The sequence below is a fragment of the Chromobacterium sphagni genome, assembly GCF_001855575.1.
Taxonomy (GTDB): Bacteria; Pseudomonadota; Gammaproteobacteria; order Burkholderiales; family Chromobacteriaceae; genus Chromobacterium; species Chromobacterium sphagni.
Genome location: NZ_MKCS01000001.1, coordinates 164,695 through 182,124, shown reverse-complemented (window position 1 = coordinate 182,124; position 17,430 = coordinate 164,695). Strand labels below are relative to the sequence as shown.

The 17,430-nt window shown below is 64.2% G+C and carries 20 protein-coding genes and 1 riboswitch; of the genes, 12 read left to right on the top strand and 8 right to left on the bottom strand.

Features of this window, described 5'->3' with window-relative positions; all coding sequences use genetic code 11:
- Positions 1 to 121: 121 nt before the first annotated feature.
- The 3 genes from BI347_RS23365 to BI347_RS00905 all read left to right on the top strand — a co-directional run bounded on the left by BI347_RS23365 (position 122) and on the right by BI347_RS00905 (position 3,031).
- Entirely contained in the window at positions 122 to 355 is a 234-nt protein-coding gene (locus BI347_RS23365; RefSeq protein ID WP_139167156.1) for a hypothetical protein, read from the top strand.
- 353 nt (positions 356 to 708) lie between these two features.
- Positions 709 to 2,115 (top strand): pyruvate kinase, encoded by a 1,407-nt coding sequence (gene pyk / locus BI347_RS00910; RefSeq protein WP_071111651.1) that lies wholly within the window; start codon positions 709 to 711, stop codon positions 2,113 to 2,115.
- 127 nt (positions 2,116 to 2,242) lie between these two features.
- Positions 2,243 to 3,031, top strand: a complete 789-nt coding sequence (locus BI347_RS00905) for a substrate-binding periplasmic protein (RefSeq protein ID WP_083338610.1) — start codon at positions 2,243 to 2,245, stop codon at positions 3,029 to 3,031.
- Positions 3,032 to 3,062: 31 nt separating this feature from the next.
- Here BI347_RS00905 and BI347_RS00900 read toward each other — a convergent pair whose 3' ends face one another.
- The gene (locus BI347_RS00900) at positions 3,063 to 3,470 is read right to left on the bottom strand and encodes an ester cyclase (protein ID WP_095210774.1); all 408 of its coding nucleotides are present in this window, start codon (positions 3,468 to 3,470) and stop codon (positions 3,063 to 3,065) included.
- A gap of 8 nt (positions 3,471 to 3,478) precedes the next feature.
- Positions 3,479 to 3,823 (bottom strand): hypothetical protein, encoded by a 345-nt coding sequence (locus tag BI347_RS00895; protein ID WP_071115111.1) that lies wholly within the window; start codon positions 3,821 to 3,823, stop codon positions 3,479 to 3,481.
- 165 nt (positions 3,824 to 3,988) lie between these two features.
- Between BI347_RS00895 and BI347_RS00890 the strand changes: the two genes are divergently transcribed.
- On the top strand, positions 3,989 to 5,200 hold the full coding sequence (locus tag BI347_RS00890; RefSeq protein WP_071115110.1) for a winged helix-turn-helix domain-containing protein: 1,212 nt from the start codon (positions 3,989 to 3,991) through the stop codon (positions 5,198 to 5,200).
- Between the two features lie 4 nt (positions 5,201 to 5,204).
- On the opposite strand, the gene BI347_RS00885 is transcribed toward BI347_RS00890, so the two are convergent.
- Positions 5,205 to 5,564, bottom strand: a complete 360-nt coding sequence (locus BI347_RS00885; protein ID WP_071115109.1) for an EthD family reductase — start codon at positions 5,562 to 5,564, stop codon at positions 5,205 to 5,207.
- A gap of 94 nt (positions 5,565 to 5,658) precedes the next feature.
- Positions 5,659 to 6,381 (bottom strand): substrate-binding periplasmic protein, encoded by a 723-nt coding sequence (locus BI347_RS00880; protein ID WP_071111657.1) that lies wholly within the window; start codon positions 6,379 to 6,381, stop codon positions 5,659 to 5,661.
- A gap of 149 nt (positions 6,382 to 6,530) precedes the next feature.
- Here BI347_RS00880 and BI347_RS00875 point away from each other — a divergent pair, with 149 nt between their 5' ends.
- From BI347_RS00875 to BI347_RS00865, 3 genes are all read left to right on the top strand, one after another.
- The gene (locus tag BI347_RS00875; RefSeq protein ID WP_071111658.1) at positions 6,531 to 6,824 is read left to right on the top strand and encodes a lipoprotein; all 294 of its coding nucleotides are present in this window, start codon (positions 6,531 to 6,533) and stop codon (positions 6,822 to 6,824) included.
- A 110-nt stretch (positions 6,825 to 6,934) separates the two neighbouring features.
- A complete protein-coding gene (locus BI347_RS00870; protein WP_071115108.1) occupies positions 6,935 to 7,504 on the top strand; it encodes a PTS sugar transporter subunit IIA in 570 nt (189 codons plus the stop codon).
- Positions 7,505 to 7,593: 89 nt separating this feature from the next.
- Positions 7,594 to 8,715: a GGDEF domain-containing protein gene (locus BI347_RS00865; protein ID WP_071111660.1), complete on the top strand. Its 1,122-nt coding sequence runs from the start codon at positions 7,594 to 7,596 to the stop codon at positions 8,713 to 8,715.
- Here the strand turns inward: BI347_RS00865 and BI347_RS00860 are convergent, their stop codons facing one another.
- From BI347_RS00860 to thiC, 3 genes are all read right to left on the bottom strand, one after another.
- A complete protein-coding gene (locus BI347_RS00860; RefSeq protein WP_071111661.1) occupies positions 8,716 to 9,804 on the bottom strand; it encodes a GGDEF domain-containing protein in 1,089 nt (362 codons plus the stop codon). It lies immediately after the preceding gene.
- Between the two features lie 265 nt (positions 9,805 to 10,069).
- A complete protein-coding gene (locus BI347_RS00855; RefSeq protein WP_071115107.1) occupies positions 10,070 to 10,309 on the bottom strand; it encodes a DUF2789 domain-containing protein in 240 nt (79 codons plus the stop codon).
- Between the two features lie 193 nt (positions 10,310 to 10,502).
- Positions 10,503 to 12,401, bottom strand: coding sequence for a phosphomethylpyrimidine synthase ThiC (gene thiC, locus BI347_RS00850; RefSeq protein WP_071115106.1), 1,899 nt, complete (start codon positions 12,399 to 12,401; stop codon positions 10,503 to 10,505).
- 78 nt (positions 12,402 to 12,479) lie between these two features.
- Positions 12,480 to 12,627: riboswitch (TPP riboswitch) on the bottom strand.
- Positions 12,628 to 12,742: 115 nt separating this feature from the next.
- Between thiC and BI347_RS00845 the strand changes: the two genes are divergently transcribed.
- From BI347_RS00845 to aac(6'), 5 genes are all read left to right on the top strand, one after another.
- Complete coding sequence (locus BI347_RS00845) at positions 12,743 to 13,402, top strand: protein-L-isoaspartate O-methyltransferase family protein (RefSeq protein WP_071115105.1); 660 nt, start codon at positions 12,743 to 12,745, stop codon at positions 13,400 to 13,402.
- A complete protein-coding gene (locus BI347_RS00840) occupies positions 13,402 to 13,728 on the top strand; it encodes a rhodanese-like domain-containing protein (RefSeq protein WP_193430953.1) in 327 nt (108 codons plus the stop codon). Before BI347_RS00845 ends, BI347_RS00840 begins: the two co-directional genes overlap by 1 nt.
- Before the next feature lie 115 nt (positions 13,729 to 13,843).
- The gene (locus BI347_RS00835; protein WP_071115104.1) at positions 13,844 to 14,566 is read left to right on the top strand and encodes a uracil-DNA glycosylase; all 723 of its coding nucleotides are present in this window, start codon (positions 13,844 to 13,846) and stop codon (positions 14,564 to 14,566) included.
- Positions 14,567 to 14,646: 80 nt separating this feature from the next.
- Positions 14,647 to 15,957, top strand: coding sequence for a hemolysin family protein (locus BI347_RS00830; protein ID WP_083338608.1), 1,311 nt, complete (start codon positions 14,647 to 14,649; stop codon positions 15,955 to 15,957).
- Positions 15,958 to 16,401 (top strand): aminoglycoside 6'-N-acetyltransferase, encoded by a 444-nt coding sequence (gene aac(6') / locus BI347_RS00825; protein WP_071111667.1) that lies wholly within the window; start codon positions 15,958 to 15,960, stop codon positions 16,399 to 16,401.
- A 17-nt stretch (positions 16,402 to 16,418) separates the two neighbouring features.
- Here aac(6') and BI347_RS00820 read toward each other — a convergent pair whose 3' ends face one another.
- On the bottom strand, positions 16,419 to 17,411 hold the full coding sequence (locus tag BI347_RS00820; RefSeq protein ID WP_071115102.1) for a S66 family peptidase: 993 nt from the start codon (positions 17,409 to 17,411) through the stop codon (positions 16,419 to 16,421).
- Positions 17,412 to 17,430 lie beyond the last annotated feature (19 nt).

The following is a 17,430-nucleotide window of genomic DNA, read 5'->3' as shown; positions in this document are numbered from 1 at the left end:
TTTGCTTATGACGTTCGTTTTATTTTCGGACAATTCTATTCCCGAACACACGCTTGTCAATCATCCGGTAAAAAAAAATACATTTTCCGCAGCGCAACCAAGCCTGGCAATGAAATAATCCATGATATTTTTCAATAAAATCAATACATTGAAAAATGTAGCGCAGCGCTACATTCGCGCACTTACCCTGTCATTCCGCCAGCGCCAGGCGCCAAAACGCCGGACCGTCGCCGCAGGCTTCCCCGCCCAGCAAGGCTTGCGCGCCGATCCCGCCCTCCGCGCGCAATCCCGCACTGCAACAAGGCTTTGCGTCGATTACAGGGCGCTTATTACAAAAGAAAAAATAAGAAAATAAGCGAACATTCAGATAACACATACAGAAAAAACAACACCATAAACCGTTGTTTTACGCACAAATCCTGATTTTCAAGTAATCCTGCCGCTACATGGCAGTTATGGCAGCATGGACGACAATGCCGAACACCCAGCCGATGCGCGCCGCCAGCCCCGCAAGACGCGCGGATTCGACCCAACGCAAAGAAGCCGCGGCGCAAGCGTGGCACCATCGGATACATGGCGGCCAAGCGGGGATAACGTCCCCTTGATAACGCCGCGCAGCCGCCCATGCCGGGCGGCAAGCCCGGGCCGCGGCTCCGGCAATATGCTTTCAGCTCCAACCTAACCGGCCGGAGGCCGCAAAGGACAGTCATGCTTCGCAACACCAAAATTCTCGCCACGCTGGGCCCCTCGTCCAGCACCCCGGAACAGATCCTGGAACTGGCCCGCGCCGGGGTGAACATTTTCCGCCTCAACATGAGCCACGGCAGCCATGACGACCACCGCGCCCGCCTGGCCGCCATCCGCGCCGCGGAAAAGGCGCTGGAGCGGCCGATAGGCGCGCTGTTTGACCTGCAGGGCCCCAAGCTGCGGATCGGCAAATTTCCACAGCCCACGACCGTGCAGACCGGCGCCCGCTACGAATTCGTGCTGGATGAGGTCGAAGGCAACGCCCAGCGCGCCAGCCTGCCGCACCCGGAAGCCTTCGCCGCGCTGGAGCCCGGCCACGTCATTCTGGTGAACGACGGCAAGATGGCGTTCCACGTGGAACAAGTGGAACCGCGCCGCATCGCCACCCGCGTCACCGTCGGCGGCGAAATGTCCAGCAACAAGGGCTTCAACCTGCCGCACACCGTGCTGCCGATGTCCGCCATCACCGATAAAGACCGCAAGGACGCCGAGTTCGCGCTGCAGGAAGGCGCCGACTGGATCGCGATGTCCTTCGTGCAGACCGCGCAGGATGTGGCCGAGCTGCGGCAGATCGTCGGCAAGCAGGCCGGCATCGTCGCCAAGATCGAAAAACCTTCGGCGGTGGACGATCTGGAAGCCATCGCCACGCTGGCCGACGGCGTGATGGTGGCGCGCGGCGACCTGGGCGTTGAGCTGCCGCCGGAAGACGTGCCGGTGGTGCAGCGCCGCATCGTCCACCAGTGCCGCCACCTGGGCCGCCCGGTGATCGTCGCCACCCAGATGCTGGAATCGATGATCACCGCGCCGACGCCGACGCGCGCCGAAGCCAACGACGTGGCCACCGCGGTGTACGAAGGCGCCGACGCGGTGATGCTGTCGGCCGAAACCGCCGCCGGCCAGTTCCCGCTGCAGGCGGTGCAGATCATGGACCGCATCATCCGCCGGGTGGAAAACGCGCCGGACTACCGCAAAGTGATGGCGCTGGACTACAGCGTGGCCGACGAACCCGACCGCACCGACGCCATCGCCGCCTGTGTGCGCAAGGTGGCCACGCTGCTGCCGGTCACCGTCTCGGTCGCCTTCACCACCAGCGGCGCCAGCTGCCTATACTTGGCGCGCGAACGCCCATCCACCCCTATCCTGGGCATCTCGCCCAGCCTGGACACCGCCCGACGCCTGACGCTGGTGTGGGGCGTGGTGGCCTACCACGGTCCGGACGCGGAAAACCTGGAGGACATGGTGGTGAAGACCACCTTCTGCGCCACCAAGCTGGGCCTGGCTCAGCAGGGCAAGCCGATGGTGATCATCGCCGGCGTGCCCTTCGGTACGCCGGGATCGACCAACCTGCTGCGCATCGTCTATCCGTAAGCGCCGCCGAAATCGCCATATCGAAACGGAACCCGTCGGTTCCGTTTTTTATTGCCGGCCGCCGGGCTCGCGGCTAGTCCTGCGACTATTCTTAGCAGGTGACCAAGGCCTCGCGAGACCACCTGAAATGACTGTGCGCCCGCTGACCAGCCGGAGATGCCGGCTGTGGCTGAAAGCCATGCTGATCTGCGGCTGCCTGGGCCAGCCCAGCCCGATTCTGGCGGCCGATGGCCTGACGGTGGCGCTGGATGCCAGCGACCCGCCGTTCATGTACGCCGGCGGCGGTGACAGCGCGCAAGGGCTCTATCCCGAACTGATCCGCCAGATTTGCGACAGAGCCGCCATTCCGCTGACCGTGCAGGCGATGAGCTGGCGCAGGGCTCTGCACGAGATCGACAACAGCAGCAGCGCGGTCGGCGGCCTGTATAAAACCGCGGAGCGGGAAAAACGCTACGACTTCAGCCTGCCCTTGTTCACCGAGCGCATCGTGGTGGTTTACCTGCGGCGGCGGCCGCTGGACTTCCGCAGCCTGGCCGACCTCGACCACAAGCGCATCGGCGTGATGGCCGGATGGAGCTATGGCGACGACTTCGACCATGCCCGCGCCGCACGCCGCTTCACCGCCTACGACGGAGACTCCGACCAGCAGAATCTGCAGCGGCTGGAAAGGGGCTATCTGGACGCCGTGCTGGGCATACAGGAGGCGATGGAAACCCTGCCCGCCAAGCGCCGCGCCGGCCTGGCAATCGCAGCGACGGCCCTGGCGGCCAAACCGACCTTCATCGCCGTCAACAAGCAATCCGGCCAGCAGGCGCTGCTGCAGCGCTTCAACCAGGCGCTGGAAAAAATGCGGCAGGACGGCAGCTATCAGCAACTGGTACGGAAGTTTTTCGCCAGCCGCCGCAGCGGGAATTGAGGCTATCCGGCCTTCGCCATGCAGGCGGGGTTCAGCCGCGCTGGATCTGGGCGATCGCGCCGTACAGATCGGCGCAGCTCCAATGCTCGGCGTATTTCCCATCGCGCACGACGACGATGTCCATCGCATTAATGGCGATGCGCTTGCCGCTGGCGGCCTGACCGAAGAACACGCCCGTGTGGGTAGCCTCTATGGTCTTGCGGGTCACTACCTTGCCGTTCTCTTCGATCTGCTCATGTATCAGCACGCGGATATCGGACAAGGCCGAGTGCAACATGCCGGTGAAGAATCCGGCAAAGCCGTCAGGGCCGTTGGGTACCCCCGGCGGGGCCGAGTGGTTGATGAAATCCGGCGCCACTAGTTCGGCAAAGGCCGCCATATCGCCGTTTTCTATCACTTCCCGATTGAAACGCTGAATCACGGTTTTGCTGGTATTCATGAGATCGCCTAAGAAAATGGAGCCGATGGCCATCCGGCGTCCGGGTTGATATGCCGGTCAAGCGGCAATGACAATGGATTAAACGACAGGCGCGGCCATATCACAAGCGTTATCGGGCGCGAAACAAAGCCAAGCCGCCCTGGCGCAACGGCAATTCCGCTGCGGCAAAACCGGGCCGCGCGCTGCTCGTCCACCGTCAGGTATCGCTCGGCATTGGCCATGCCGCCGTCGCCGGCGAAATGATCGCGCATCGGATAGAGCGCGCTCGGTTTCAGCACCTCGCGCACCTGGCGATGCAGCGTCGGCGCATGGCGCTGGTGGCGGAGCTCATGCACCGCCTGATTGGCGATCACCGCGTCGATGGCTGATCATCCTTTCCATTTCATGCGCATGAATTGGAATTGTCCACACTGCCGCCATCGGCCATGGCATGGCATGGAATTGGCCATTTGCATCCCTGCAGACACTCCCCATTCGCCCCTGCTATAGTCTTTCCTCCTACCATTCATGCGCACAACATGTCCTCCACCCACCTCTCGCGGCAACAAGCCCGCCACTTGCAACTGGCTGCCCAGGGCCTGCTGAACACGCCACGCCGCAAGGCAAGCAAGGCCGATGCGCTGGAGGCGGTGCGCCGGATGGCGCTGTTGCAGATCGACACCATCAGCGTGGTGGCGCGCAGCCCCTATATGGTGCTGTACAGCCGCATCGGCGACTATCCGCAGGAGTGGCTGGAACAGCTGCTGGCCGAAGGCGCGCTGTTCGAATATTGGGCGCACGAGGCCTGCTTCGTGCCGGTGGAGGACTACGGCCTGCTGCGCCACCGCATGCTGAGCGCCGAAAGCATGGGCTGGAAATATTCGCAGCGCTGGCTGGAGCAACACCGCGCCGATATCGACAACATCGTCGAACACATCCGCGAGAGCGGCCCGGTGCGCTCCGCCGATTTCGAGCGCAAGGGCGGCAAGGGCAACGGCTGGTGGGACTGGAAGCCGGAAAAACGCCACCTGGAAGTACTGTTCACGCTAGGCCGGCTGATGGTGAAGGAAAGGCGCGGCTTCCAGCGCGTCTACGACCTGGCGGAACGGGTGCTGCCCGGCTGGGACGACGCGCGCGACCTGCCGTCGCCGGAAGAAGCCAGGCTGCAGATGGTGCGCAACAGCTGCCGCGCGCTGGGGCTGGTCAAGGCCGGCTGGGTGGCCGACTACTATCGGCTGAAGCGGGCGCCGTACGGCGAGATGTTGGCGCAACTAGCCGATCAGGGCGAACTGATCGCGGTGAAAGTGGAAGGCTGGAGCGACGAGGCCTACGTTCACGCCAGCCTCGCCGCCGAGCTGGAACTGGCGGCGGCGGAGCGGCTCAAGAGCGGCAACACCGCCATCCTGTCGCCGTTCGACCCGCTGGTGTGGGACCGCAAGCGCGCGCTGGAGCTGTTCGATTTCGACTACAAGATCGAGTGCTACACCCCGGCGCCCAAGCGCAAATACGGCTACTTCACCCTGCCCATCCTCAACCGCGGCAAGCTGGTGGGCCGGCTGGACGCCAAGGCCCACCGCGCGCAGGGACTATTCGAGGTGAAGTCGCTGCATCTGGAACCCGGCGTGCGCGTCAGCCAGCGTCTGGCCGACGACCTGTCCGGCGCCTTGGCCAAACTGGCCGCCTGGCACCGCACGCCGCGACTGGCCATCAGCCAGGCGCCGGACGGCCTGGCCGAACGCATATTGGCCTGAAGGATCAGCCCGCCGAGGCGTACCAGCCGCTGACGCTGGGTTTGCGCTCCTCATGCAGCAGAATCTCGCTGAACTGTATCGTCGGCTGGATATCGGTGTAATTAGCGATGTCGTCCATGATGCGCGCCGCCACCGGAGCGAACGCGCGCTGGAAAGCCTCTGGCGATTCGAACACCAGCTGGGCCTGCGCCAGGCTGTCCGGCGGGCTGCCCGGCTCCAGTCCGCTCAGCCCGCGCTCCACCTGCACGCCCTTGAGCGCGCTGCCCAGCAGTTGCTGCACCATGGGCATGTGCTGCTGCATATAGTAGTCAAAGTCGAAACGCGCGGCGGCGCGGTTGGGATAGACAACGGTGACGGCGATCATGGCGAGCTCCTGTTGTGCTTGACGGAGAAATCAACTTACCCGCCTGGCGCAACATTGCCAATGTCATTTCGACATGCGCTGTCGCCAGTCCGCATCAATTGGAACGGAAAGGCCCCATCAGCCTCTGCAACTCGCCGCTGCCGGCCATGCCCTGCATCGCCCGGGTCAATTTGTCAGCGGCGGCGCGCTCGCCGGGGGCCAGCCATAGATAGATGTCCAGATGCTCGAAGGCGGTGGCCTGCACCCGGCTGGCGTATTTTTCCTGCAAGGGCCAATGGCCGGCGGTTTCGCTGGATACGATGCATAAATCCACCCGCCTGAGCAGCGCCATCCTGATGCAGGCGTCGTGGGTATACGGCGTTTCGCGCCTGGCGACGTGGCGGGTCATCAGATCGATGCCGTGCAGTCCGCGCATATAGGCGATGTGGTAGTGGCCCAGGTCGGCCCAGGACTTGGGCCTGACCTGGGTGGAGGCGCTGATCGCGTAATACCAGGAGGTGCGCAGATGCGGCTCCACCCGGATGGCACCGGGATAGAACTGCTGGAACTGCGGCCCGCGATTGGGATCGCCGTCGAACTCTCCGGCCATGAAAGCCGCCAGCGCGCGCTCCGGCGGCTGGTATTCTATGGTGTACGCCAGCCCCGCATGCGCAAACGCGGCGTCGAGCGTCCGGCGCATCGCCAGCATGTTCGGCGTGTCCAGCGGCGACAAATTGACCAGCCGCAGCGTTTCCGCGGCCATCCCGTCCGCGGGAGCCAACAGCAGCGGCAGCCATCCGGCCCGCAGCAGGCGGCGGAAGTGGCGCAAGCGCTTCATCGGACCTGCCTTTCCCCGAAGTCGTGCCGCAAGCAGCCGGCAACCCGGCTTGAACTATAGGCAATGCCAGCCCGGTGCCGCCGGCGATGGAACTTGCGGCACCGATGCCAACTCTCTATCACACCACCATAATCAGACCGGACTCAACCATGCGCACCCCCATTTTCCTGCTGAGCGCCACGCTGGCGCTGGCCGGCTGCAACCCGCAACAGACCACCCAGCTGCAACAGGCCGCCTCAGCCGCCATCGGCAGCGTGCACCAGGGCGTGGACACCGCCAGCGCGCCGCTGGGGCAACTGAAGGAGCAGGCCAGCGCCGCGCTGGGCGTGGCCAAACAAATGGGCGCCGCCGCCACCTTGCTGAATCCGGAGTTGAAAGAGCAGGTGGACAAGCTCAAACGGCAGGCATCCGACATCAAGGGCGCCATCCAGCCGAAACCATAGCGGGGCCAGTCGCGTTGATGGCATTTTGATGTCCGGCTGCGGTTTATTTAGCTTGAATTTAGGCTGGGCGACCTAGCATGGTCTTGTCATTCCCCCTGGAGACATCCGTCATGGAAAGCTTGCCCGACATCTGCCGCATCAGCGACATCCTGCTGGACGTGGACATAGACTGCAAAAACCAGCTGTTCGACCACGCCGCCCGCCAACTGGGCCAACGCCACGCGCTCAACAGCCAGACCCTGCAGACCGCGCTGCAACTGCGCGAGCAGACCGGCAGCACCGCGCTGGGCCACGGCCTGGCCTTGCCGCATGCCCGCATTCCCGGCCTGACTGAAGCCCATGCGCTGTTTCTGCGCCTGAAACGCGGCATGGCCTTCGACGCGCCCGACGGCGCGCCGGTGCACAACCTGCTGTTGCTGCTGCTGCCGCAGGAGGCGCATCCGCAGCACTTGCAACTGCTGGCCACCATCGCCCGCATGTTCAGCGAGCGTCCATTCCGCGAAGCGCTGGCGCGCTGCGACCACGCCCAACAAGTGCACCAGCTATTCCAGCTGTGGGCCGATCCGCAAGCCACCAACGACCCGCACTTCTGGCTGGACAGCAACCGTTATTTCCTCGATACCGAAGCCAGCCTGCGCCCCGACTACAGCATACGCCGCAAGGTGGTGGCCCGCTTCTGAAGCCGGTCGGCGGAAATTGGGCGGTGACAGCGGAAAACCGGCTTTGCTAGGATTAAATCGCTACCGCCCATCTTCCCGACAAGGCCTGAATGTTCAATTTCCCGCTCGTCATGGTTTCCCTCTCCGTCGCCAGCATAGGCGCGATCACCTGGCAACACAGCGTGCGCGCCGATCTGCTGCGGCCGCGCCGCCGCTGGCTGCAGGCTTCGCTGCTGCTGGCCGCCGGCATGTTGCTGGAAGGCGAGGTGCTGGGACGCCACCTTGGCTGGCTGTCGCTGGGCAGCGGCATGAGCAATGCCGGCATCACGCTGCAGTTGATGATCATCGCCCGGCTGAGCAGTATCCGCCTGCCCGACACGCTGTGGCTGTGGGTGGGTGCCTACTCGATTCTGGACAAATGGGTGCCGCAGCCCCTGTACGCGACCGCGCTGGACGCCCTGGAAATCCCCGCGCTCTATCTGAGCGCCGGCTGGCTGTACCAGCGCGCGGAGCAGCGGATCTGCGACAACCGCTTCAGCCCTACCGCGCTGCTGTTCCTGCTGGGCGCGCTGCTATTCATCTGGCGCGACGCGCCGGACTTGCTCCGGCTGTACCAGGGCCTGCCACACCTGCCGCATGAACACACGCTGGCCCACCAGTTGGCGCTGACCGTGGCCGCCGCCGCCCAGGTCTGCGGCTCGGTGGGCTTTCTCAACATCGTGCTGCAGCGGCAGAACAGCCGGCTGCAGGACGCCGCCAACATCGATCCGCTCACCTCCACCGGCAACCGCCGCGCGCTGCAGTACTGGCTACGCACGCTGGAAGCGTCGACCGAACGAGTCTGCGTGGTCATGCTGGACATCGACCATTTCAAGTCCATCAACGACCGCTACGGCCACCCGGCGGGCGACCTGGTGATCCAGGCGCTGGCTGGTGTGCTCAACAACGGCGTCAGGGAAAACGATCTGTTGATCCGCTATGGCGGCGAGGAGTTCTGCCTGGTGATGCCGGATACCGGCGCCGAAGCCGGCATGGCGGTGGCCGACCGACTGCGCCAGCAATTCAGCGAACTGGCTCTGTTGCCGGAACAGCCGGAGCAGCGCTGCAGCTTTTCCGCCGGCGTGTACGAATGGCAGTGCCATCAGCACGACTTCGCCAGCGCGCAGCAGAAGGCCGACCAGGCGCTCTACCAGGCCAAGCAGAGCGGCCGCAACCGGGTATGCCGGCTATAGTCATTTGCCGAACTTTTCCGTTTCACTCTCCAGCCGGTGCTGCTGCTTGACCGTGTACATGTGCTGGTCGGCCATCCCCACCAGCGCTTCCGGGCTGACGAAATCATCCGGCCCGGTCTCGACGCAGCCTACGCTCAACTTCACGCCCGGCAGCGAGATATCCAGCTCGGCCCGCAGCCGCTGGACAAAGTTTTCCTCCGCCAGGCGGCGGCTGCAATTGGGCAGCACGATGCAGAACTCGTCGCCGCCGTAACGGAAACAGCCGTCCTCCACCCGCGAGATGCGGTTGATGGTTTCGCCCAGCACGCGCAGGATCTCGTCGCCGTGCTGATGGCCCTCGGTATCGTTGATCGCCTTGAAGTCGTCCACATCCAGGTACACCATCGTAACCTTCTCATGCCGCCGCTGCGCACTGCGCAGCACCCGGGTGAGGGTTTCGTCCAGATAGCGGCGGTTGAGCAGGCTGGTCAGCGGATCGGTGCGCGACAGCTCCTCCAACTGGCGGGTGCGTATCACCACTTTTTCCTCCAACACCTGCGCATACTGCTCCGACTTGTTGCGCGAGGTTTCGATTTCCGCCACCAGGCTGCGGATATAGGTTTCGAACACCAGCGCGATGTCGAACATCACTAGCTTGTCCATAGACAACAGGGTCTGCACGCGCACATCGTCGTCGGGGATCAGCTTGCTCAATTGGACGGACAGCAGCGAGCGCAAGGTATGGATGGCGGCCAAGTACAGCTTGGGCTCCACGCCAATGCGCTTGTGCACCAGGCCGATGCGCAGGCGGTTGTTGACGTATTCCAGATCGTAGACGCCGCTGAACAGGTCTATCACGTAGCGACGCTGAGCGCTGCGCAACCGCTGCAGGGTGTCGGCGTCGCCAATCAGCAGCGCGATTTCCGGCGTGCTGGTCTGCAATTCGTAGAAACGCTCCACCAGTTCGTCCAATTGCGCCTCTATCAGCACGCCGGCGGCGCGTAGCAGCAACTCATCGCGCGTTGCCAAAGCGAACAGCTGTTTGCGCTGGTCGATTTCAAACTCGGTGATGCGCAACTGCTCCAGCAGGGTCTGATCGGTCTGCTTCATACCGTCTTCTACCATTGTCATGAATCTTATTAAAGCTATATCGCCGTTGCCGGCTATTCAATGCCATTTTGATAAATAAACCACTGAAAAATTGGAGATTTCGATAAGATAGCGCAGCAAAATGGCGGCCGCCGCTACGGCGGGAAGACGCAAAACGGCAGCCGCCAAGGCTGCCATTTGTCTGTGCGAAGTACTCAAACCATCACGCGAAATCCATCTATCCACAGTCTGCCGTCCGGGAGCGCGTTTATCCACAATCCCGCGCTCAGCCCTCCGCCTGCTGCAACAATACCGCCAATTCATCCACCGCCTCGCTCCACTCGGCGTCGCTCTCCAGCGCCTGACGCAGAAACGCCGCCTGTGACGCGCTCCAGAACGGCGCATCGGCGAGCGCAACGCGCGGCGGCAGCGGATGGCTGGCGATGAAGGCGCGGATGGCGGCCGGCTCGTCGGCCAGGCCCAGCTGGCGGAACAGGCCGGGCAATAAATGGCTGCTGGTATCCATCTCTCACTCCCGTGCTTGACAACCACTCCATGTTAGCCGCCCGGGCGCGGCAATGCAGCCGCGATGAGCGGCAGACCTCCATTCCGGCCGCCGCGGCGAAACAGAAAATGCCGCCCACGCAAAATCCAGTGAACGGCATTCTTTCCATCCGCCCGGCCGGCGCCTTGCCGCCGGCCGGACTGCCAACGCGGCCTTACACCTTGTCGTACAGCTTGGAGCCGCCCTTCACAAACTCCACCGCCTTCACTTCCATGCCCTTGCGCAAGGCCTCTTCATCGCTGACGCCGTGCTTGGCGGCGAATTCGCGCACATCCTGGGTGATTTTCATCGAACAGAAGTGCGGGCCGCACATGCTGCAGAAATGCGCCACCTTGGCGCTGTCCTTCGGCAGCGTTTCGTCGTGGAAGTCGCGCGCCTTGTCCGGGTCCAGTCCCAGGTTGAACTGGTCTTCCCAGCGGAATTCGAAGCGCGCCTTGCTCAAGGCGTTGTCGCGGATCTGCGCGCCGGGATGTCCCTTGGCCAGGTCGGCCGCGTGCGCCGCCAGCTTGTAGGTGATGATGCCTTCCTTGACGTCGTTCTTGTTGGGCAGGCCCAGATGTTCCTTCTGGGTGACGTAACAGAGCATGGCGGTGCCGTACCACCCTATCTGCGCCGCGCCGATGGCGGAGGTGATGTGGTCGTAGCCGGGCGCGATGTCGGTGGTCAGCGGCCCCAAGGTATAGAACGGCGCTTCGTGGCACCACTCCAGCTCCTTGTCCATGTTTTCCTTGATCAGTTGCATCGGCACGTGGCCCGGGCCTTCGATCATCACCTGGACATCATGCCGCCAGGCGATCTGGGTCAGTTCGCCCAGGGTTTTCAGTTCGCCCAGCTGCGCCGCGTCGTTGGCGTCCCAGGCGGAGCCCGGACGCAGGCCGTCGCCCAGGCTGAAGGCCACATCGTAGGCCTTCATGATTTCGCAGATCTCTTCAAAATGGGTGTACAGGAAATTTTCCCGGTGATGCGCCAGGCACCACTTGGCCATGATGGAGCCGCCGCGGGACACGATGCCGGTCATGCGGCCGGCGGTCAGCGGCACGTACTGCAGCCGCACCCCGGCATGGATGGTGAAGTAGTCGACGCCCTGCTCGGCCTGCTCGATCAGCGTGTCCTTGAAGATCTCCCAGGTCAGGTCCTCGGCCTTGCCGTTCACCTTCTCCAGCGCCTGGTAGATCGGCACCGTGCCGATAGGCACCGGACTGTTGCGCAGAATCCACTCGCGCGTTTCGTGGATGTTCTTGCCGGTGGACAGGTCCATGATGGTGTCGGCGCCCCAGCGTATGCCCCAGGTCATCTTGTCCACTTCTTCAGATATCGACGACGTTACCGCGCTATTGCCGATATTGCCGTTTATCTTCACCAGGAAATTGCGGCCAATGATCATGGGCTCGGATTCCGGGTGATTGATGTTGGCCGGAATGATGGCGCGGCCGGCGGCCACTTCCTGGCGCACGAATTCCGCGGTGATCTCTTCCGGCAGATTGGCGCCGAAGCTGTGGCCGGCATGCTGGCGCGTCATCAGTTCCAGCAGCCGGGAATTGCCGGCTGACTTCAGCGATTCCACATAAGCGTTGCGGTTGAGGTTTTCGCGGATGGCGACGAATTCCATCTCCGGCGTAATGACGCCGCGGCGGGCGTAATGCATCTGGGTGACGTTGCGGCCGGCCTTGGCGCGGCGCGGCTGGCGCTTGAGGTTGAAGCGCAGCTCGGCCAGCTTGGGGTCGGCTTCACGGGCGCGGCCGTATTCGCTGGACAGGCCGTCAAGCTGCTCGCAGTCGCCGCGCTCGGCGATCCAGCCGGCGCGCAACGGCGCCAGGCCGCTCTGGATGTCGATTTCCGCCTGGGGGTCGCTGTACGGACCGCTGCAGTCGTAGACGTAGATCGGCGGATTTTTCTCGCCGCCGAACTGGGTGGGAGTATCGGACTGGCTGATCTCGCGCATCGGCACGCGCAAGTCGGAGCGGCTGCCCTCTACATATATTTTGCGGGAATTGGGAAGCGGCTGGATGGCGGCGGCGTCCACCACCATCTGCTTGTTTACGGGCGCGTTCATCGGGCGGGTCTCCAAGGCGATGAAGCGGCGCAAGGAGCGGTTCGGCTGGGTGCCGGCTGCAGCGGGATGGTGGGCTATCCCGGACAGGTGACGCTTCCCTACGCCGGTATTATCCGGGTCAGGTTCCAAGGGTATTTCTCACCCGCGCCCTATCTTTCAGCCCGATGTCCTACACTGTGGTAGCCGATCACGCCGAACGCCAGGCGCAGGACCCCTAGCGATGCTGTGAAGGTAAGGCAAATATGGGATAATCGCAAGTTATCGTCATGACACGAGTCCTTGCCGCCGCAGCCCTGGCTCCAATGGCGGAGCGGACTCCCAGCCCTCCGGAGTTTAAGTTGATGGATTTCGAAAAAACCCGTTTCAACATGGTCGAACAGCAGATTCGGCCGTGGGAAGTTCTGGATCAGACCGTGCTGGATCTGCTGTTTCACGTGAAACGCGAAGACTTCGTGGCCGACAACCAGCGCCAGATGGCCTTTGTCGATACCGAACTGCCGCTGCCCAACGGCAGCAAGATGCTGCAGCCCAAGATGGAAGCCCGCCTGGCGCAAGACGCCGCCATCCAGCCCTCCGACAAGATCCTGGAAATCGGCACCGGCAGCGGCTATCTGACCGCGCTGCTGGCCAAACTCGGCAAACAGGTGGTGAGCGTGGAAATCGATGCCGCGCAAAAAGAACGGGCCGCCGCCAATCTGAAGAAAGCCGGCATCCGCAATGTCAGCCTGGTGGAAGGCGACGGCGTGCTGGGCCTGCCGGAGCAGGCGCCGTTCGACGTGATCGTGGTCGGCGGTTCGCTGCCGGTAGTGCCGCAGGAACTGAAAGACCAGCTGGCCGTCGGCGGCCGCCTGATCATGGTGGTGGGCGACCTGCCGGTGATGAGCTGCAAGCTGATCCAGCGCGAAACCGAAACCAGCTTCCGCGAAACCGCGCTGTTCGAAACCTGTATCGAGCGGCTGAAAAAATTCGAGGCGGTGGAACCCGCCCGGTTCAGCTTCTGATGCTGCGCGAAATCCAGGCCCCCGAGCTGGCCGCCCGGCTGGCCGACGCCCAGGCGCCGGCCACGCTGTTGCTCGATGTGCGCGAAGAATGGGAATACCAGCTTGCCAGGATAGAAGGCAGCGTCCATATCCCGATGAACCTGATCCCGCTGCGGATGAGCGAGCTGCCGGACGACACCACCATCGTCGCCATCTGCCACCACGGCATGCGCAGCGCCCAGGTGGCGCTGTTCCTGCAGAACGCCGGCTTCGACGACGTGATCAACCTCAAGGGCGGCATCGACGCCTGGTCCGCCCAAGTGGACCCTAAAGTCGCCCGCTACTGAGCCCGGGCCAGCCCTGAGACGACACCGCCCTCGGGCGGTGTTTTGCTTGGCGCGGCGCAGGAACGAATACCCGCGCCGACCGCTCCAACCCCGACGCCGTCACTTCAAGAAACCTATGCAACAACTGTCCTATCTGTCCCCCGCCCTGGCCCGCATCCATCCGGACTGGGAAACCGTATTGAACAGCCCGTCCATCACCGACAAGCTGGCCGCCATCGACCGCCAGCTGGCGCAGCAGCAGCAAGCCGGCAAGACGCTGTTTCCGCCGCCGCCGCAGGTGTTCAACGCGCTGACCTTCACCGCCCCCGCCGACGTCAAGGTGGTGATTCTGGGCCAGGATCCCTACCACGGCGCCGGCGAAGCAATGGGCCTGTCGTTCTCGGTACCGGACGGCGTGCGGGTGCCGCCGTCCCTGCGCAACATCTACAAGGAACTGTCGGCCGACCTGGGCCTGGGCATCCCCGCCAGCGGCGACCTCAGCCACTGGGCGCAACAGGGCGTGCTGCTGCTCAACAGCGTGTTCACCGTGGAGCAGGACCAGGCCGGCAGCCACGGCAAGCTGGGTTGGCAGGCGGTGAGCGACGCGCTGATCGACGCCGTCAACGCGCAAAGCCCCGGCTGCGTGTTCCTGCTGTGGGGCAACTGGGCGCAGACCAAGGCCGAGCGCATAGACCAGAGCCGCCATCTGGCGCTGACCGCAGCCCATCCGTCGCCGCTGTCGGCCAGCCGCGGCTTCCACGGCTGCCGCCACTTCTCGCAGGTCAACGCCTGGCTGATCGCCCATGGCCGCGATCCCATCCGCTGGGCCGGCGCCGCGCCGCAGAGCAGCCTGTTCTGATACTGCCGTCCGCTGCGCCACTTTGCGCGGCGGACGGCTTGCCCTAAGCTAGTAGCTCCGCAACTTACCCTGATTGCATCGTGGAAATCCTGCTGCTGCTTGGCCTGGTGCTGTTGAACGCCGTATTCGCGATGGCCGAGATCGCCATCGTCTCCTCGCGCAAAGTCCGGCTGCAACAAAAAGCCGACGACGGCCACAAGGGCGCGCGCGCCGCGCTGAAGCTGGCGGCCGAACCCACCCGCTTCCTGTCCACCATCCAGATCGGCATCACCTCGATCAGCATCCTGTCCGGCGTCTACGGCGAAGCGGCCTTGTCCGAGCACCTGCGGCAGAAGCTGCAGGCCGTCGCGCTGCTGGCGCCGTACAGCAAGCCGCTGTCGGTGGCGCTGATGGTGATGTTCATCACCACGCTGTCGCTGATCCTGGGCGAGCTGGTGCCCAAGCGGCTGGCGCTGCTGAATCCGGAGCGGGTGGCGATGGCGCTGGCGCGGCCCATGCTGCTGCTGTCGCGCGCCAGCGGCCCGCTGGTACAGATCTTCAGCCGCACCACCGATGGCCTGCTCAGGCTGCTGCGCGCCAAAAAAAGCAGCGAGCCTTCCATCACCGAGGACGAAATCCGCGTGCTGATGGAACAGGGAGCCGATGAAGGCGTGTTCGACCGCGCCGAACAGGAACTAGTGGAAAACATCTTCCGGCTGGACAACCGCAAGGTGGCGTCGGTGATGACGCCGCGCAAGGACGTGGTGCTGCTGGATCTGGAAGACGGCCCTGAACGCAACCGCGAACTGCTGCTGCAGCATAACTTCAGCCACTTTCCGGTGTGCCGCGGCGATAGCGACCAGGTGATAGGCATACTCAACGCCAAGCAGCTGTTGGACCGGCTGCTCACCGGCCAGCCGGCCGACTTCGCCGCCGACCTGGTCCAGCCGCTGTACGTGCCGGCCACCAGCTCGCTGATGCAGCTGCTGGAGCAGTTCAAGCAGGCGCGCAGCCACAGCGCGCTGGTGGTGGACGAGTACGGCGAGCTGGAGGGCCTGGTATCCATCAACGACGTGATGGAAGCCATTGTCGGCGATATGCCGGCCATCGGCGTCGAAGACGACGAGATCGTGCAGCGCGAAGACGGCAGCTGGCTGGTGGACGGCATGGTGTCGCTACAACGGTTCCGCGAATTCTTCGAGCTGGACAATCCGCTGCCTGGCGAAGCCGGCGGCAACATCCACACCCTGGCCGGCGTGATGCTATACCAGTTGGGCCGCATTCCCAGCGTCACCGACCGCTTCGAATGGAATGGCTTCAGCTTCGAAGTGGTGGATATGGACAAGACCCGGGTGGACAAGATACTGGTGCTGCGCCGCCACCTGCCGCAGCCGGAATTCGAGTCCATCTAGATGAACATCGCGCCTGCCAGCGAACACAGCGCGGCACACTGGCTGCAATTGCGCGGCCAGCTGTGGCCTCATTGCCCCTTGCCGCGCCACCAGGAAGACATCGCCGCCCAACTGGCGAAACCCTCCCGCCACATCGCCTTCCTCGCCCATGACGCCGCCGGCCAGCCCATAGGCCTGATCGAGGCCGCGCTGCGCCACGACTACGTCAACGGCACATCCCGTTCCCCGGTGGCTTTCCTGGAAGGCATTTACGTGGTCCCCGCAGAACGGCGCCGCGGCGTGGCCAGGCTATTGCTGGCCCGCGTCAAGGCCTGGGCCAGGCAGCACGGCTGCGATGAGCTGGCTTCCGACGCCCAATTGGACAATCATCCGGCGCAGGCGGCCCACCTGGCGCTGGGTTTCGCCGAAAGCGAGCGGGTGGTGTTCTACAAGATGGCCCTGTAAGCCCCGGCAAGGCCCCTTCAGCGCATCCGCCGCTGTTCCAGCACCCCTGCACTCCCCTTCACCTCCAGCGTCGCCCAGGCGCCGTTGAGCAGGCTCCACTGCGGCGGCACATGGCCGATGTCGGCATCCACCGCCACCGGATACGGCAGTCCGGCCAGCGCCGTTTCCAGCGCCGCCCGGTAATCCAGCGCGTTGGCGTCGCCGGCGTCAGGCCCGCCGCTGCGGCCCAACACCAGCCCGGCCAGGCCATCCAGCGCGCCTCCCAACCGCAAGCCGGTCAGCGCGCGCAGCAGCTCGCACGGCCCCATTTCGCAGTTTTCCAGATACAGGATGGCCGGCTCCGCCTTGAAAGCGCTCAAATCGAAATAGCGGCTGCCCTGCAGCCGGCTCAGCGTATCCAGGCAGCCGCCGATCAGCCGTCCCTCGATGCGGGCCTCTGCGGCGCCCAGCACGCGCAGCTGGCCCGGATGGCGCTGCATGGGGCTGCCCCAGCTCCAGAACTCGCCGCAGGCCGTCTGTAGCGGCGGCAAACCGCACTCCAGGGTCTCCAGCAGCGCCGCGCAGCCGAAATCGCCCTCCTCACTCGCCAGGTCGTACAGATTGGCGCCGTGCAGCGTCGCCCAGCCGGACAGCAGGGTCAGCGGCGCCGCCACCGTGGAAATGTCGGAAAAGCCGGCCAGCCATTTGGCGGGCAATTTGGCCAGCGCGGCGAAGTCCATGCCGGCCAGCAGCTCGATCGCCCGCTCGCCGCCCCACGGCGGCAGGATGGCGCGGATGCCGGGATCGAACAGGAAGTGGTTGAATTCCGCCAGCCGCGCTTTTGCCGGCGCGCTGGCGTCATGCTTCTCTTCGCGCAGGCAATCGCCCTCCACCACCTTCCAGCCGCGCGCGCGCAGCCTGTCCAGCGAGGCGTCCAGACCTGCGTGCAGATGGGCGGGCACGCCCGAGGAGATGGCGGTGACGGCTACGGCGTCGCCGGCTTGCAAGGGAGCGGGAAACTGGATCTTCATAACTGTGGATTACCTGGCG